At 70.5% G+C, this 16238-nt stretch carries 16 protein-coding genes and 1 pseudogene; 7 read left to right on the forward strand and 10 right to left on the reverse strand.

The window, feature by feature from the left end; translation table 11 throughout:
- The first annotated feature begins 275 nt into the window (after positions 1 to 275).
- The 6 genes from ACVCAG_RS37845 (at position 276) to ACVCAG_RS37870 (ending at position 5481) form a co-directional block, all read left to right on the forward strand.
- The gene (locus ACVCAG_RS37845) at positions 276 to 689 is read left to right on the forward strand and encodes a hypothetical protein (protein ID WP_440087808.1); all 414 of its coding nucleotides are present in this window, start codon (positions 276 to 278) and stop codon (positions 687 to 689) included.
- Positions 682 to 1461: an ABC transporter permease gene (locus tag ACVCAG_RS37850; RefSeq protein WP_447191301.1), complete on the forward strand. Its 780-nt coding sequence runs from the start codon at positions 682 to 684 to the stop codon at positions 1459 to 1461. The genes ACVCAG_RS37845 and ACVCAG_RS37850 overlap by 8 nt, the downstream gene beginning before the upstream one ends.
- Before the next feature lie 689 nt (positions 1462 to 2150).
- Positions 2151 to 2426, forward strand: a complete 276-nt coding sequence (locus ACVCAG_RS37855; protein WP_440087810.1) for a DUF2795 domain-containing protein — start codon at positions 2151 to 2153, stop codon at positions 2424 to 2426.
- A gap of 81 nt (positions 2427 to 2507) precedes the next feature.
- The gene (locus tag ACVCAG_RS37860; protein ID WP_440087811.1) at positions 2508 to 3047 is read left to right on the forward strand and encodes an isochorismatase family protein; all 540 of its coding nucleotides are present in this window, start codon (positions 2508 to 2510) and stop codon (positions 3045 to 3047) included.
- 308 nt (positions 3048 to 3355) lie between these two features.
- On the forward strand, positions 3356 to 4360 hold the full coding sequence (locus tag ACVCAG_RS37865; protein WP_447191302.1) for an iron-containing redox enzyme family protein: 1005 nt from the start codon (positions 3356 to 3358) through the stop codon (positions 4358 to 4360).
- Positions 4357 to 5481: a glycosyltransferase gene (locus ACVCAG_RS37870; protein WP_440087813.1), complete on the forward strand. Its 1125-nt coding sequence runs from the start codon at positions 4357 to 4359 to the stop codon at positions 5479 to 5481. Before ACVCAG_RS37865 ends, ACVCAG_RS37870 begins: the two co-directional genes overlap by 4 nt.
- Here the strand turns inward: ACVCAG_RS37870 and ACVCAG_RS37875 are convergent.
- The 3 genes and pseudogenes from ACVCAG_RS37875 to ACVCAG_RS37885 form a co-directional block, all read right to left on the reverse strand.
- Positions 5445 to 5567: pseudogene (locus ACVCAG_RS37875) on the reverse strand (hypothetical protein); the annotation flags it as partial. The gene ACVCAG_RS37870 and the pseudogene ACVCAG_RS37875 sit on opposite strands and share 37 nt — an antisense overlap.
- Before the next feature lie 121 nt (positions 5568 to 5688).
- On the reverse strand, positions 5689 to 7986 hold the full coding sequence (locus tag ACVCAG_RS37880; RefSeq protein WP_447191303.1) for a catalase: 2298 nt from the start codon (positions 7984 to 7986) through the stop codon (positions 5689 to 5691).
- 278 nt (positions 7987 to 8264) lie between these two features.
- Positions 8265 to 9197, reverse strand: a complete 933-nt coding sequence (locus ACVCAG_RS37885) for an NADP-dependent oxidoreductase (RefSeq protein WP_447191304.1) — start codon at positions 9195 to 9197, stop codon at positions 8265 to 8267.
- 95 nt (positions 9198 to 9292) lie between these two features.
- Between ACVCAG_RS37885 and ACVCAG_RS37890 the strand changes: the two genes are divergently transcribed.
- The gene (locus ACVCAG_RS37890; RefSeq protein WP_447191305.1) at positions 9293 to 9709 is read left to right on the forward strand and encodes a winged helix-turn-helix transcriptional regulator; all 417 of its coding nucleotides are present in this window, start codon (positions 9293 to 9295) and stop codon (positions 9707 to 9709) included.
- Between the two features lie 169 nt (positions 9710 to 9878).
- Here ACVCAG_RS37890 and ACVCAG_RS37895 read toward each other — a convergent pair whose 3' ends face one another.
- The 7 genes from ACVCAG_RS37895 to ACVCAG_RS37925 form a co-directional block, all read right to left on the reverse strand.
- Positions 9879 to 10838, reverse strand: coding sequence for a CHRD domain-containing protein (locus tag ACVCAG_RS37895; RefSeq protein ID WP_447191306.1), 960 nt, complete (start codon positions 10836 to 10838; stop codon positions 9879 to 9881).
- A 157-nt stretch (positions 10839 to 10995) separates the two neighbouring features.
- Positions 10996 to 11718 (reverse strand): anti-sigma factor family protein, encoded by a 723-nt coding sequence (locus ACVCAG_RS37900; RefSeq protein WP_447191307.1) that lies wholly within the window; start codon positions 11716 to 11718, stop codon positions 10996 to 10998.
- A complete protein-coding gene (locus ACVCAG_RS37905; RefSeq protein ID WP_440087819.1) occupies positions 11715 to 12347 on the reverse strand; it encodes a sigma-70 family RNA polymerase sigma factor in 633 nt (210 codons plus the stop codon). Before ACVCAG_RS37905 ends, ACVCAG_RS37900 begins: the two co-directional genes overlap by 4 nt.
- Positions 12348 to 12900: 553 nt before the next feature.
- The gene (locus ACVCAG_RS37910; protein WP_440087820.1) at positions 12901 to 13644 is read right to left on the reverse strand and encodes a metallophosphoesterase; all 744 of its coding nucleotides are present in this window, start codon (positions 13642 to 13644) and stop codon (positions 12901 to 12903) included.
- A 264-nt stretch (positions 13645 to 13908) separates the two neighbouring features.
- Positions 13909 to 14490 carry a TetR family transcriptional regulator gene (locus ACVCAG_RS37915; RefSeq protein WP_440087821.1) on the reverse strand — a complete coding sequence of 194 codons (582 nt, stop codon included), beginning with the start codon at positions 14488 to 14490 and terminating at the stop codon, positions 13909 to 13911.
- 105 nt (positions 14491 to 14595) lie between these two features.
- A complete protein-coding gene (locus tag ACVCAG_RS37920) occupies positions 14596 to 15330 on the reverse strand; it encodes an ABC transporter permease (protein WP_440087822.1) in 735 nt (244 codons plus the stop codon).
- A complete protein-coding gene (locus tag ACVCAG_RS37925; RefSeq protein ID WP_440087823.1) occupies positions 15327 to 16226 on the reverse strand; it encodes an ATP-binding cassette domain-containing protein in 900 nt (299 codons plus the stop codon). The genes ACVCAG_RS37920 and ACVCAG_RS37925 overlap by 4 nt, the downstream gene beginning before the upstream one ends.
- Between the last annotated feature and the right edge of the window lie 12 nt (positions 16227 to 16238).

Here is a 16238-nt window from a genome sequence, read left to right on the forward strand (position 1 = left end):
GCCGAGGGTGACGGTGGGAAAATCGACGAGCAGGTCACGAGCACGCATGAGGGCCCTTCCGGGATCGGCGACAGAACCACCGACGCAGGCTTGCTGGCTCACCTTCGACGGACCTTATCAATGATCGCCGATTCGAGAGAGGGTGGGCCGGTGTCCACCATCGAGGCGGCTGGCCTGACCAAACGCTACGGCCGGGTGCTCGCGGTCGACGAGATCTCCTTGCGGGTCGAGCCGGCGGAGACGAGCCCGTCAACGGCCTGGACCCCGCCGGCGTCGTGGAGATCCGTACCCTGCTGGCCGGCCTGGCCCGCGAACACGGCGTCACGGTGTTCTTGTCCAGCCACCTGCTGGCCGAGGTCGCGCGCCTGGCCACCCGCGTGGGCATCATTCACCAGGGCCGCCTGATCCAGGAACTCCACACCGCCGCCCTGGACGAGCGCCTGCGCCGCCGCCTGACCGTGACCACCCGCGACGACACCACAGCCCACGCGGTCCTGCACGCCCGCGGCTACGAGGCCGCTCACGACCGCGGCGCGGGGCTCGTCCTCACCGGCGAACGCGCTGTGGCCCGGCCCGAAGAGGTGGCCACCGTGCTGGTCGAGGCCGGCGTGCCCCCCACCAAGCTCCTCGTGCAGGAAGAGGATCTGGAGGCCTACTTCCTGCGCATGGTCGGAGCCGACAATGCGTGAGGCGCTGTGGGCCGAGCTGCTCAAAGCGCGACGCAGTCGCCTGCCTTGGCTTACCGCCCTGGCCTTCACCCTCGCCGCACTGGTCTGCGGGTTGTTCATGTTCATCCTGGCCGACCCCGCCCGCGCCCGCGCCCTCGGGCTCCTGGGCGGCAAGGCCCAGCTGTCCGGCGCCGTCGCCGACTGGCCCGGCTACCTGGCCCTGCTGGCCCAGGCAGTCGGCGTGGGCGGATTCCTGATCTACGGGATGATCGCCATCTGGCTGTTCGGTCGCGAGTTCAGCGACCACACCGCCAAAGACCTGCTCGCCCTGCCCACCTCCCGCACCGCCATCGTGGGCGCCAAATTCATCCTCGCCGCCGGATGGGCGATGCTCCTGGCCGTGCAGGTGGCCGCGTTCGGCGTGCTGATCGGCGCACTGCTCACCCTGCCCGGCTGGTCGGCCCAGATCGCCCTGGAAGGGATCGGTCGCCTCCTGGTCACCGCCGCGCTGACCGCCCTGCTCACCACCCCGCTGTCCCTGGCCGCCAGCCTGGGACGCGGCTACCTGGCCGCCGTGGGCGCCATGTTCGCCGCACTGTTTTGCGCCCAGGTCATCGCCGCCCTCGGCTTCGGCCACCACTTCCCCTGGTCGGTTCCCGGCCTGTACGCCGGAATCGCCGGCCCCGACCAGGACCGGCCCGGCCCGATCGGCTTCCTGCTGGTCCTCGCGGTCGGAGCCACGGGCGTGCTCGCCACCACGGCATGGTGGCGCAGAGCCGACCACCACCGCTGACAGCCGACACCACCGACACGCGCGACAGAACACGGCCGCCGGCTTTCGAACTCCGCTCGCTGTGCCTGGCAATACACCGACTCACGATGATCACGTCAACGAATGTGACACCAAGCCAGGCCTACCGTTCTGTTCCTACTGGACCCCTCCTTCTGAGGCTCCTGGAAGCACACGCTAAGTAACCAGAGCCGAGGCTCAAACCAGGCCGATTGCTCATCGGCCTGGAAAATCCGGGTGCTCACGTTCTCCGGATTTTTGGTGTTTCCGCAGGAGCCGATGCTCACCGAATCCCGGACCCTGCAGGCGTGACGCGGGTTCTCGTTTCCCGCGGCTGGGCCACCGCCCGCGGTTCGGTGATCCACGAGTTCCGGTTGGAGCTCACCCGGCCGCCGCCCGGCCCTGTTCTCCTTGTTCTCCTTGTTCTCCCTTCCCCTGCCCTCCACGTCTTCGCCGCGCCCGCCGGATCGGCGGGTCTGTGCCACTCACGTGGATGTTTGTCCACCGGGGAGCGGGTAAGGGCCCGCTCGCAGGCAGAAAACTCGCGGGTGGAAGCGAGGCGTCGTGGCCCGAGAGGTCGTGGCGCACCTGGGGGAGCGACACCGGCACGAGAGGCTCACCCGGGGCTCGGCTCCCTATCTGCGAGATCTGAGGCAAAGAACGAGCTCTGTGGTCACATCGAGGGAGAACACATGACATCGACATCGCGGCCGCCCGGCCATGAGCCCGGCACGCCGCAGGGCATCGGCCCGCAGGGTGTGGAGGCCCGCAGCGAGCTGGCCCGGTGGATCAGCGGCGCCGGCGTCTTTCCCGCCGACCGTGCCGCCTTGCTGGCCCGAGCCGAGGAGCAGGGCGCGCCCGACGCGGTGCTCGAGGCGGTGCGGTCACTGCCGGAGCAGACCTTCGCCACTCTGGCGGAGGTGGCGCAGACGCTCGGTTACGGCAAGGAAGAGACGGGACAGGGCTGAGACCCGCGGGTGATCACGGTTTCCCGTACGGGTGGCCGTGATCACCCGCGGCCCGATCATGAGGGGCGAGGGGTGAGGGGTATGGGTGCTGTTGCGGTGATCGTGGTGGACATGCTGAATCCCTACGACCACGAGGACGCCGACACCCTAGAAAAGAGCGTCGAGCAGATCGTGGAGCCCCTGGCGGGGCTGATGCGACGCGCCCACCGGCATCGAGACGCCCGGCTGATAGTCGTCAACGACAACCACGGCGACTTCACCGCCACGACCGAGGACCTGCGGCGGCGCGCCCTGGAGGGCCGGCGCCCCGACCTGGTCGAGCCGGTGCTTCCCCCGGACGACTGCGCCTTCCTGCCCAAGGTGCGCCACAGCGCGTTCTTCGGCACGCCGCTGGAGTACCTGCTGCGCCGCGAGGAGATCGACACCGTCGTGCTGGCCGGCCAGGTCACCGAGCAGTGCGTGCTCTACAGCGCGCTGGACGCCTACGTGCGCGAGTTCTCCGTCCGGGTGGCCTCCGACTGCGTGGCCCACATCCATCCCGACCTCGCCGAGGCGTCACTGCGGATGATGGAGCGCAACATGCGCGCCGACCTCCTGCCCGCAGACCGGTGCCTGGGATGACAGGCCGCGCTCACGCCGTCTCTCGTTGTCGATCACGATTTTTCTCACCATGCGTACGGCCGGGAGGTTAGGGCGGGAAAGACGAGGGCATCAGGGGCGTATGGTACGCGTGTTCGATAAGTCCATATATGACCGTATATGGCTACATCGGCACCGACGGTCGCGCCGTCACCGTGGCATGCACCTCCATCGGGTTGGGAGCGAACCGGCGACGCGACCTCACGGCGAGACGCCCTTCCGGAAGATGAGACCGCCGAGTTTCTCCCCGAGTCCTTCACCTGAGCCTTTCGTCGCCATGGGAGATCGTGATGCAGCTTCCCACGCCCCGAGGCCCTCTCACCGCCGCGCTCTTCGAACGGCTGAGGCGCCCGCCGCACACCTTCGATCCGCCACCGGTACCGGCCGGAGGGCCGGCCGTCGAGGGTGAGGATCTCCAGCTGGCGCTCTTCGCCTGCTACGAACTGCACTACCAGGGCTTCGAGGAGGTGCGGCAGGAGTGGGAGTGGGAGCCGTCGCTGCTGGCGGCCAGGAAGGCGCTGGAGCGGCGATGGGAGGAGGGCCTGGCGCGGGCCGTGCCGCGTCCGCCGCTCATGCCGGGTGTGCCCATGCGGCGCGCCCTGGCCGAGCTGGTGGCCGCCGACGAGGGGCCCCGCCTGTCGGCGTTCCTGGCCAGGCAGGCCGACCTGGAGCAGTTCCGCGAGTTCGTCACGCACCGGTCGATCTACCACCTCAAGGAGGCCGACCCGCACACCTGGGCGATTCCCCGGCTGAGCGGCCGTCCCAAGGCGGCGCTGGTGGAGATCCAGGCCGACGAGTACGGCGGCGGGCGCGTCGAGCGGATGCATTCGGAGCTGTTCCGAGCCACCATGCGCGGGCTGGGCCTGGACGACTCCTACGGCGCCTACCTGGATCGGGTTCCGGCGATCACGCTGGCGATCTCCAACACCATGTCGCTGTTCGGGCTGCACCGGCGTCACCTCGGAGCGCTGCTGGGCCACCTGGCGGCGTTCGAGATGACCTCCTCGGTGCCCAACCACCGCTACTCCCTGGGCCTGCGCAGGCTGGGCGGGGACGAGACGGCGCGGCGTTTCTACGACGAGCACGTGCAGGCCGACGCCGTTCACGAGCAGGTGGCGGCGCACGACATGTGCGGCGGCTTCGTGGCGCAGCACGCCTCGCGGGCCGGCGACGTCCTGTACGGCGCGGCCTGCGCCCTGGCCCTGGACCGGCTCTTCGCCGAGCACGTCATGGACAGCTGGCGGTGCGGCGTCTCCTCACTGCGCGAGGCGGACCTGATGGCAGGGACCCGGTGACAGGCCTGGACACGGGCCGGGAGACGGATCTCGACATGGACTACGTGCTGCCGCTGCGCTGGAGTGACGACGCCGGGCTGGCGGAGCTGACCGCCTACCTGCGCCGGCTGCGCTCCAGTGTCCGTGTCATCGTCGTCGACAACTCCCCGGCCGGGCTGTTCGCCCGGCACGCCGCCCGCTGGGACGGCCTCGCGCTGCACGTACGACCCGACGGCGACCTCGACTTCGCCAACGGCAAGGTCAACGGAGTGATCACCGGGATGCGCCTGGCCCGTGCCGAGCACGTGATCATCGCCGACGACGACGTCCGCTACGGCGAGAGCGAACTGGCCCGCCTCGACGCCCTGCTGGGAAGAGCGGACCTGGTCCGCCCGCAAAACCACTTCGACCCGATGCCGTGGCATGCTCGCTGGGACAGCGCCCGCACCCTGCTCAACCGCGGGTTCGGCGCCGACTACCCCGGTACGTTCGGGGTGCGCCGCTCGACCTTCCTGGCGATGGGCGGCTACGACGGGAACGTGATGTTCGAGAACCTCGAACTCATCCGCACCGTCCGTGCTCACGGCGGCCGCGAGGAGCGCCCCCTCGATCTCTACGTCCGCCGCCTGCCGCCCGATCCGCGCCACTTCTGGTCCCAGCGGGTGCGGCAGGCCTACGACGACCTCGCGCAACCGGCCCGCATGGCGTTCTTTCTCGCCATCGTGCCCGCGCTGGCCGCCGCGCTGCTGCGGCGGCGCCCGGGGCCGGTCCTGGCCGGTGCGGGGATGGCGATGGGCCTGGCCGAGCTCGGCCGCCGCCGCGCGGGCGGGCGGCGGGTCTTTCCCTTCACCACCACCCTGTTCGCCCCGGTGTGGCTGCTGGAGCGGGCCGTCTGCAGCTGGCCGGCCCTGGCGGCCCGGTTCCTGCGCGGCGGGATCTTCTATGCCGGGCGCCGGATATCGCTCGCCGCGCACTCGTCCCGCCGGCTCAGAACGCGAGCTCAGGCCACCGCGTCGGGCTCGCTCGCGGCCCGGAAACCGGACCGCTTGTGCGAGCCGTCACAAAACGGCTTGGCCGAGGATCGGCCGCAGCGGCACAGCGCCACCGTCGCCCGGCCGGGATCGATGACGGTCCCGTCCTGAGTGAGCAGGGTGAACGGCCCCCGGATCAGTAGCGGCCCATCCTCACACGGGGTGATGCTGACCGAATCATCCATTTTTGGCGCCATATGAGGGCTTGTGCCCGACGCGTCCGCGAAAAAACACCGATCGCCTCCCTCGCAGTCCGGCTCGGGCCCCGGCCCTTCTTTCCGAGGCCGGGGCCCGAGCCGGACAGTGGATCAGCAGGGGTCAGACGATGTCGGCCGCGGCGGGGAAGCGGTCCCAGACCCGGTGCCGCCCCAGCAGCCGGACGATCTCCTCCAGCACCGCCTCGCCGCCGTCGGCGACGAGTACGCCGGGTGCGGCGGTGTCGATTCCCGCGGCGGCGAGTGCCTGGCCGGCGTCCCCCCACCCGCCGAGCGGCTTGGCGTGGCGGAACGCCTCGCCGAGCATCAGCAGCACCCGCGGGTCGACGTCCGCGGTGGCGGGCACGCCGTTGCCGGCCTTGGCGTCCCGGGCGCCGTAGGCGTCCTTGCCCGGCGCGGGCGCACCGGCCAGCACCACGGCGTCGAACTCGACGGACCGGGCGGTGGCGAACGTGCGCTGCACGGGGACGGGATCGTCGCCGCCCGCTCCGAGCAGGCCGCCCGCCGGTGCGATGACCAGCGGCACCATGCCGCCGTCCAGGACGGCCCGGCGGACGGCGCGGACCGCTTCCAGATCGCTGTTCTCGCCGGCGACGATGCCGATGACCCGGCCGGTGACGGGCCAGGTCCGCCCGAGCTGGGAGAGCGCGGGGCTGGGCTCGACCGACGGCAGCGGGCCCGCCGGCGCCGGAACCGGCAGGCCCAGCCCCTCGGCCACCTGCGCGCACAGGTAGGGGTCGATCTCGGCCAGCACCCGCAGGGTACGTTCCTTGATCGGCTGCTCGTAGACCTTGCCGAGCTCGAAGGTGTACGCGGCGATGACGTGCTCGCGCTCCAGCGGGGTCAGACTCAGCCAGAACCGGCGGGGCTGGCTGAAGTGGTCGGCGAACGACGCCGGAGCCTCACGCACCTTGCTCGCCGCCGGCACCTGCACGGGCGTCTCCCGGTAGCCGCCCTCCTGCTGCCCCGCGAAGAAGGGACAGCCGCCGTCCAGGGAGTTGGGCTTGTACGGGGCGGCACCGGCGTGCACCGCCGTCTGGTGGAAGCCGTCACGCAGCATGTCGTTGACCGGGGCGTGCGTGCGATTGATCGGGATCTGCCCGAAGTTGGGGCCCCCCAACCGGCTGATCTGGGTGTCCAGGTACGAGAACAGCCGCCCCGCGAGCAGCGGGTCGTCGGTGACGTCGATGCCGGGCACCAGGTGACCGGGGTGGAAGGCGACCTGCTCGGTCTCGGCGAAGTAGTTGGTCGGGTTGGCGTTGAGGGTGAGCAGGCCGATCGGCTGGACCGGCGCCAGTTCCTCGGGCACGATCTTCGTGGCGTCCAGCAGGTCGATGCCCTCGAAGGTCTGCTCGGGGGTGTCGGGGAAGACCTGGATGCCCAGCTCCCACTGCGGATAGGCGCCCGCCTCGATCGCGTCGGCCAGATCACGGCGGTGGAAGTCCGGATCCGCGCCGTTGATCAGCTGCGCCTCCTCCCACACCAGCGAGTGCACCCCGGCCGTGGGCTTCCAGTGGAACTTCACCAGCGACGTCGCCCCTTCGGCGTCGACGAGCCGGAAGGTGTGGACGCCGAAGCCCTCCATCGTCCGGTAGGAGCGGGGAATGCCGCGGTCGGACATGTTCCACAACGTGTGGTGGGTGGCCTCGGTGTGGAGGGAGACGAAGTCCCAGAACGTGTCGTGCGCGCTCTGGGCCTGGGGAATCTCCCGATCCGGGTGCGGCTTGGCCGCGTGGATGATGTCGGGGAACTTGATGGCGTCCTGGATGAAGAACACCGGGATGTTGTTGCCCACCAGGTCGAAGACGCCCTCACCGGTGTAGAACTTCGTCGCGAACCCCCGGGTGTCACGCACCGTGTCGGCCGACCCCCGTGATCCGAGCACGGTCGAGAACCGCACGAAGACCGGGGTCTCGACGTCCTTGGCGAGGAAGGCCGCCTTGGTCACCGTCGAGGCGGTGCCGTACGCGCGAAAGACGCCGTGCGCGGCGGCCCCACGGGCGTGCACGACGCGCTCGGGGATGCGCTCGTGATCGAAATGCATGATCTTCTCGCGCAGATGGTGATCCTGCAGCAGCACCGGACCCCGAGGACCGGCCTTGAGCGAGTGGTCGGTGTCGGGCAGCCGTGCGCCCTGAGCGGTCGTCAGGTACGCCCCGCCCTGTGCCCGCGCCGCCGCCGGCACGTCGGTGGGCTGCCCGGTCGGGGAGAACGCCTCCGGCCCGCTCTGGTCGGGCTTGGGGGGCAGGGGCGCCCGAGGCTCGGTCGGCTCCCGCAGCGACGGTGTCTCGCCGCCCGGCCGGCCGGGGATCACGCCGGACGGCTCGCCGCCGGCCACCGCGTCGGCCACCGCGTCAACGATCTTGCCGACCGTTTCCTTCACCGGGTGGGACTCTTCCATCGTTTATCCCCCTAGATCGTGACGGTGGCGAAGCACCCGCCGCCACCGAGAACCGAATCCGCCTGTGCGCAACGCGCGCTGATGACGCAGGTCAGAGCCCCCGCAACCAGCAGCGCTACGCTCTACCCCGGTGTTCGCGTCTGAATCGACGGATCGGCCGGCACCCGCCCCGTCCGCCCATCGGTGGATCACCGCGAGAAAGGCGAGGCCCACACCGCCCGGCTCGACCGCGGTCACGTCTGTGGGAAGACTCCGCGGGGCCACCTGGTCGCCGCGGCTCAGGGGATCAGGACGATTTTCCCGGTGGTGCGGCGGGTCGACAGGAGCTCGTGTGCCTTGGCCACCTCGGCCAGTGGCAGCACCTGATCCAGGTGGACCCTGAGCCGGCCCGACTCCGCCAGGGCCGTCAGCCGTGACAGGTCGGCCGCCGAGGGGCGCACGCTCACCACCGCCAGCCGTACGCCCAACTCGGCCGCGCGTTCCCGCGTGATGCCGAGGTTGCCCCCCAGCGCTCCGACGAGCAGGCCGCCGGGCTTGAGCGCGGCGGCGGAACGTTCCCCGTACTCGCCGCCCACCAGATCGAGCACCACGTCCACCGGTGCGGTCTCCGCGACGAAGTCCGCAGTGGTGTGATCGACCAGGGTGTCCGCGCCGAGCTCGCGCAGGAGGTCGTGCTTGGCGGTTCGAGCGGTACCGGTGACGTGCGCCCCGAAAGACGCGGCGACCTGGACGGCGAGGTGACCGACCCCTCCTCCGGCGGCGTGCACGAGAACCCGCTGTCCCTCGGCGACACGGGCGATGCCGACCAGCGCCTGCCAGGCGGTCAGCCCGGCCAGCGGGAGCCCTCCCGCCTGCTCCACGGGCAGCGCGGCGGGCCGGTGGGCGATCTCGTTGGGCGAGGCGAGCACGTAGTCGGCGTAGGCGTTGCCGGCGCCGGGAAAGGCGAGCAGGCCCAGCACCTCGTCACCGGGGGCGAACGCGGACACGCCGGGCCCGGTGGACTCGACCGTGCCCGCGACGTCCCAGCCGAGGGTGAAGGGCGGCGGGCCGAGCAGCGGGAAGAGGCCGGAGCGGACCGCTCCGTCGACCGGGTTGACCCCGGCGGCCCTGACCTTGATCAGGACCTGCCCGTGATCCGGCTCCGGCCGGTCGACCTCGGCGACACCGAGCACGGAAGGGTCGCCGACGGCGGACTGGGTGATGACGCGCATCGTGATCTCCTCTGAAGGGAAGTTCTTCGGGATCAATCGTCGGCGACACCGGTATCTCATTGAAAGAAGGCACCTTTTGGAGATATAGGTACCTTATGGAAACTACTTCTGGCCTGCGAGAGCACGGCGCCGCGAACGCGTACCTTCGGGAGTGCGGCTCGCGGAAAGTCCTGGAGGCGATCGCCAACAAGTGGACGTGCCTGCTGGTGGACGCCCTGCGGGACGGCCCGATCCGGTTCGGCGTGCTCCGCCGCAGGATCGACGGGATCACCCAGAAGAGCCTCACCCAGACGCTGCGGAACATGGAACGCGACGGGATGGTGACCCGCACCGTCTACCCGACGATCCCGCCCCGGGTGGAGTACGAGCTCAGCGCACTGGGACGGAGCGTGGTCACGCTGATGGAGGGCGTCAAGAGCTGGTCGGAGAAGCACGTGGCCGAGATCATGGCCGCTCGCGAGCTCTACGACCTCCGCGTGGCCGAGGAACCCAGGCCCGTCCAAATGGGCTGAGCGGACCCGAGCGCGTCATCGGCCGCCACGCGCGACGGCGCCCGCCGCCCGGAATCGTGTTCCGGGCGGCGGGCGCCGTCGTCTCCGGGGTCACGGGTGGCTCGTGGCCGCCGTGGATCCCCTCCGCGTCCGGACGCTCACGACCGCCGCGTGATCCCCGGACGTCGTTCTACCAGCCGCTGCCGGACCGGTAGAGCTGGCCGCGCACCGCGCCGCCGCCGAACTCGGTGGTGTGCAGGTTGGTGTACCAGTTCTTCGGGTTCTTCTTGATGCCCCGGGCGATGTCGGACTTCACCGACGCGGTGCCGGCGATGCCGGTGACGCCCTTGGGCAGACCGTTCGTGTCGGCGAAGAAGTCGATCACGACATCGCCGTTCTGGCCCTTCTTGCCACGGTGGATGTGCCCGTTGGTGGGGGCGGCGAGCTTCTCCCAGATGGTGGCGTAGTAGACCTTCGAGCCCTTGATGCCGACGAGCCACTCGGCGCGGCCGTTCGGGTCGCCGACCTTCTTGCCGGGGGCCGGGACCTCCTGGCGGCCGTCGGCGTTGGAGTGGTAGCTGGGGTGCACGCCGCTGGCCAGCACGTTGGCCAGGTTGGTCGGGTGGATCCGGTGCATCTGGGCGCGCACCGCGCCACCCGGGAACTCGGCGGTGTGCAGGTTGAGGTACCAGTTCTTCGGGTTCTTCTTGATCCCGGACAGCAGGCCGCCGTCGTTGATCTTGACGCTGCCGAGGATGGCCTTGCTGCCGCCCGGCAGGGCCTCCATGAAGAAGCCGACCTTCACGTCGCCGTTCTTACCGGCCTTGCCCTGGTGGATGTGGAACGCGGTGGGGGTGGCCGTCCCCTCCCACCGTACGGCGTAGGAGACCTCGTTGCCGCGGATGCGGACGATGGCGATGGCCTTGCCGTCCTTGTCGCCGACGGCGGGACCGCCGCTGACCGGCACCTCGTTCTTACCGAGCAGGGTGCCCGCGAAGTAGGCGTCCGCTGTGCTCGCGGTATCGGACTGCGTGGCCGAGGCTGTGCCGGCCTGCGCGGCCTGCGCGGCCTGCGCGGCCGGGGCGAGAGCCGAGGCGAGCAGGGCCGCGGCGATGGCCACGCCGGAGACGGTGAGGGTGCGCTTGGACATCGTGAACCTCTTGTAGCTGTAGGGGCTGCTGCGTTCTTCTGCCGGTTGTACGGCGCCACGGCCACATACGGTTCAATCTTCAAATACGTAAAAAAGCACATGAGGAAACGGCTCCAGAAAGGCGCTCCCGTTCCGGGGAAGGGCTAGGATGCCCCGCTCAGACCATGACGGTGAGCAGCGTGTCGCCGCCGGTCGTGCGTACCTCGAAGCGGTCGATCCCGGCCGGCCCCCAGGCGACCCCGCCGTGCACGTAGAGCGGTTCGGGAGAGCCGGCCACCCCGTAGCCCCGCTCGGGCACTGCCCATCCGGTGACCACGCGCCGCTCGCCGCTCCGGGAGACCGCGACCAGCTCGCACTCCAGCGGCCCCTTGACGCCCCTGAGCTCCAGGGCGGCGTGGGTGCCCCAGCCCTTCGTCTCCAGCACCAGGCCGCCGGTGACACCGGAGGCACCCGTGCCCGCGAGCGGCGTGCCGGACCGGTAGGCGTCCTCGGCGGGGCCGTGCGCGGAATGGCCGACGGGGGCGCTCCCGCTCTCGCCGGAGATCGAGGTGCCCACCGCGATCCCGCCGGCGACCAGGGTGACGGCCGCGGCGGCGCCGATCACGAACGTGCCCCTGCGGGCGCGCCGGTCGGCCGCCTTGCGGCGGCGCAGCAGGTTGACCACCTCGGCGGGACCCCGGTCGCCGGCATCGGCGTCGTCGTGCTCGTCTCCCAGGGGTCCGATGCCGGCGAGGGCGCCCGCCACTCCGGACAGCTCCTGAAGCTCGGCGGTGCAGGACGGGCACGCGGCCAGGTGGTTCGAGAAAGCCGTCCGGTCGGGCTCTTCGAGGATGCCCAGGGCGTACGCGCCCACGTCGGTGTGCTCCACCTGCGAGGTCATGCCGTCACCCCTCTCTCCTCAAGGGCGACGCGCAGCGCGCGGAGGGCGTAGTACGCCCTCGACTTCACCGTGCCCACCGGGATGCCGAGCGTCTCGGCGGCCTCGTTCACCGACCGGTCACGCAGGACCGTCTCTTTGAGGATCTCGCGGTGGGCGGGAGACAGCGAGTCGAGCGCGTCCGACACGACGACCTGTCGCAAAAGATCTTCCATCTGATCGGGCATGAGCACACTCTCCAGTGGTCCCTCACCCGCCTCGTGGGGACGCGCGTCCTTACGGCGTTGGTCGTCGATCACGATATGTCTGGCGACCGTCGCAAGCCAAGGCATCAGGGACGACGCGTCGGCGTCGAACCGGTCCGCGCTGCGCCACGCCCGGACCATGGTCTCCTGCACCACGTCCTCGGCCCACTGCACGTCGCCGCGGGTGAGCCGTACGACGAAGGAGAGCAGCGGCCGGTGGTACACCCGGTACAGCTCCGCGACGATCAGCTCGTCGTCGGGGGCGTCGACCGGTCGCAGATGGCGGGACCGGTTCCGCCGGTCACCGGGCCAGGAAGAGGCTTTCACGTCGAGGTTCTCTCCGGAGAAATCGGCCGGCGGGGAGGGGCAGGCGTCCTGCCGCGTCATCACGCGCGCCCCGCGGTTCGCGCCGGGGGATCGTGACGGGTGCACGGGGCGGTATCGCCTGCCTCATCGTGGGCGCGGATGCCGGACGGCGGTTCCGCGATCACGGCGGTGCCCGCTGGAGCGGGCCGCCGCAGGGCGTTCACGATCACGCTGTGCCCTCCGGGGGTCGGCCGCCGGACGATTTCCGGTGTCGGCAGGCAGTACGGCGCCGGATCCCAGGAGGTTCAACGGATCGCGTGGATTTTCGATTATTAGCCGAACTAGCCTCTCATAAGAGGAAAAATCGGTTAATTCCCGGCAAAGGCATCTCTTCGAACCGGTGAGCCACCATGGGGCCTCCCGGCCGGACACGGCGGGTACGGAGTGCGGGACCGGCCTTCGTACGGGGCGCGACAGATCGTCGTGCGGCCTTCCGGTACGGGGTACGGCGCCCGCCGGTCGTCATGCGGCGTGCGGGATGGGGGCGGGGCCGGTCGTGCGGACATCGGGTGGCCGGTCTCGTGCGGCGTGCCGCTCGGGCCGCGGCACGCCGTGAGGGCGGGCCGCGGCGATGTCACAGGACCGGGCGGACGTGGGTGATGAGGCGGCCGCCGTCGAAGACGTGCATGGCGATCTGCGGCGGCAGGTCGTAGTCGACGGGGACCGGGGCGTCGAGCTCCTGGTTGAGCCGCAGCGTGGAGATGACCCCCGGGGCGACCGACAGCGGCAGACCCGCGAAGGTGGTGCTCGCCGCGGTGTGGGCGTGACCGGTGATGACGGCCACCACCTGCGGGTGCCGCCGCACGACCGCCTCCAGCCGCTCCGGGTTCCGCAGCCGGATCGAGTCCACGTACGGGGTGCCCAGCGACACCGGCGGGTGGTGCATGCCGACGATGACCGGGGTGTCCGGGGTCTCGGCGAGCACGCCGTTCAACCAGGTGACCGTCTCGTCCTCCAGGAAGCCCTCCGGCCGCCCGGGGACGCTGGAGTCGCACAGCACGACGGTGAGCCCGTCGAGCCTGAGGACCTGGTTGATCGGCCCGTCGCCGTCCTCGTCGAGGTCGAGCAGCGCCTTGCGGAACGCCGAACGGACGTCGTGGTTACCCGGGCAGATGATCGTCGGATGGCGCGTGGTCAGCAGCTCGCGCGCGATCTCGTACTCCTCGATCAGGCCGTTGTCGGCGATGTCGCCGGTCACCATGACCGCGTCCAGGGGGCCGGGCAGGTTCTCCAGGTGCCGCATGACGGATCGGGTCCTGTCGATGCTGCGGGGGGAACCGTCGATGTGGACGTCACTTACGTGCGCCAGGATCAGCATCAATCAAGAGTGACATATCCGGCTTCCTGTCGCCGGGCATCCGGAACGGAGGCCGGGAACGCACCGGGCGAGGAAAGCCGGTGTGAGAGAGCCGGCGGAACGGGGGACGACGCGAGTCGGACGGCGACGCCGGGCGGCCGGGTGCACGCCGTATCGGGGGGCGCCGGGTCAGGCGGTGGAACGGCCCTGCCGATGCCGGTGCCGCCCCCGGGTCACCAGAACCACCTTGTCCTGAAATTTCATGACGCCTTCATAGTAGATCGATCAGTCCAGAATGGTGAGTGCCTGAGCGGCGGCGTCACGCAGCCGTACCGGGTCCGACGTCCCCTTGGCCGTGAGCCGCAACCCCTGGAGGAAGACCAGCAGGAAGCCCGCCAGCGCCCGCGGGTCGCGGTCGGCGGGCAGCTCCCCCTGCGCCCGCGCCCGGATCAGCGCCGACGCCAGCGCGGTCTCCAGCGCGGTCCACTCGCCGTCCACGCACCGGGCCACCTGCTCGTCGCCGGGGAGCATCTCCGCCGCCGCGTTCCCGATCATGCAGCCCCGCCGCCCCGCGTCCCCGACGGAGTCGCGGACGTAGCCCTCCACCAACTCCCGTACGGCGGGAAGCGCGGGTCCCGGACGCGAGAGCGTCTCCATGTACAACGGGCGGCGGATCTCCCGGTAGCGCCGCAGCGCCCGGAGGTAGAGCTCGTGCTTGCCACCGAACGTGGCGTACAGGCTGGCCCGGCCGATTCCCAGGCGCTCCACCAGGTCGCTCATCGACGTCGCCTCGTAGCCGCGCTCCCAGAACAGGTCGAGCGCCGCCCGGAGGGCGGCGTCCGGATCGAACTCCTTCGTCCGCACCATGAAGGAAACGTAGAACAATCCAGAATGATCGGTCAAACAAGCTGTGGCCCGTCTCTGCCCCTGGTAAGAGACGGGCCACAGCGGATCGGAGGCCGTACCCACCGGCTACTCCCAACGGAAGAGCCGCGTGGCCAGTCCGACCGTGACCAGCACGGTCACCGCCATCACCACCAGGTGCAGCGGCTGCGGAGCCTGCCCGGCCCACGTGTCACGGAGCGCGTCGGCGAACGGCGCCATCGGCAGGAAGTCCCCGATCCGCTGCACCAGGTCGGGCATGAGGTCCCGGGGGATCCACATCCCCGCCATGAACATCAGCGGGAACATCAGCAGCGAGCCGATGCCCGGCGCCACCTTCGCGTTGGGCGCCAACGCGGCGATCAGCAACCCCAGGCCCAGCATCGACGCCGTGCCGAGCACGAACACCCCCGCGAAGGCGAGCGGGCTCTTGGGCGGGACCGAGCCGAGGACGAGATAGCCCAGGCCGATCAGGAGGAGGGTGGCGACGATCGCCGTCGCGAGGTTGTTGGCGAGCTGGGCGACCAGCAGCCGGACCGGGTTGACCGGGGTGGTGGACATCCGGCGCAGCACGCCGCTCTCCCGGTAGGTCACCAGCGTCGCCGGCAGGACGGTCAGCGCCATCGTCACCACCGCCAGGATCACCATCATGGCGGGCAGCTGGGTGTCGATGATCCGCTCCCCACCCATTTCGGGGATCGCCTTCTGGTGGGTGGGGATCTGCCCGAGCGCGAGCAGGAGGACGAGAGGCAGCATTATCGAGAAGATCGGGCCGCCCGGATCCCGCAGGAAGAGCTTGGCCTCGGTCAGGAGCATCTTGTTCATGAGGAGATCTTCTTTCCGGTGAGGTTGAGGAAGGCGTCGTCGAGGGTCGCCTGCTCCATGCGCAGGTCGGTGGGCACGACACCCATGGCGGAGAGGACGGTCGTGACCGCGAGGAGCAGGTTGCCGGTGCCGGTGACCGCGACCTGCCCGCCGCTGCGGCTCACCCCGGTGACCTCGGGCAGGGCTTCGAGCCGGGAGTCGTCGAGCGGTCCGGACGGCCGGAACCTGATGGTCTGCCGCCCGCCGACCCGGGCGATCAGGCCGGACGGGCTGTCCATCGCGACCACCCGGCCGGAGTCGATCAGCGCGAGCCGGTCGCAGAGCCGCTCGGCCTCCTCCATGAAGTGGGTGACGAGCAGGATCGTCACACCGTCCTCGCGGACCCGCTCGATGAGCTCCCAGGTGTCGCGGCGGGCCTGGGGGTCCAGGCCGGTGGTGAGCTCGTCCAGGATCGCCACGCGGGGGTTGCCGATCAGCGCCAGCGCGATCGAGAGCCGCTGCTGCTGGCCACCGGAGAGCTTGCCGTAGGGGGTGTCGCGCTTGTCGGCGAGCCCGACGCGCTCCAGCAGCTCCCCCCAGTTCGCCGGGGACCGGTAGAAGGAGGCGTACAGGTCGAGCGCCTCCCGCACCTTGAGCTTCTCCGGCAGCGTGGAGCTCTGCAGCTGGACCCCCAGCTGTTCCTTGAGCTCGGCGCGGTGCAGACCTCCGAGCACGCTGACGGTGCCGGAGTCGGGGACGCGCAGGCCGGCGACGCACTCCACGGTGGTCGTCTTGCCGGCGCCGTTGGGGCCGAGAACGCCGAAGATCTCGCCCTCTTCCACGGTGAACGAGACGTCGTCCACCGCCAGCTGGTCGCGGTACTGCTTGCGGAGGTTGCTGACCTCGATGACCTTCATGCTCACCGACGC

This window comes from Streptosporangium sp. G12, assembly GCF_052983175.1.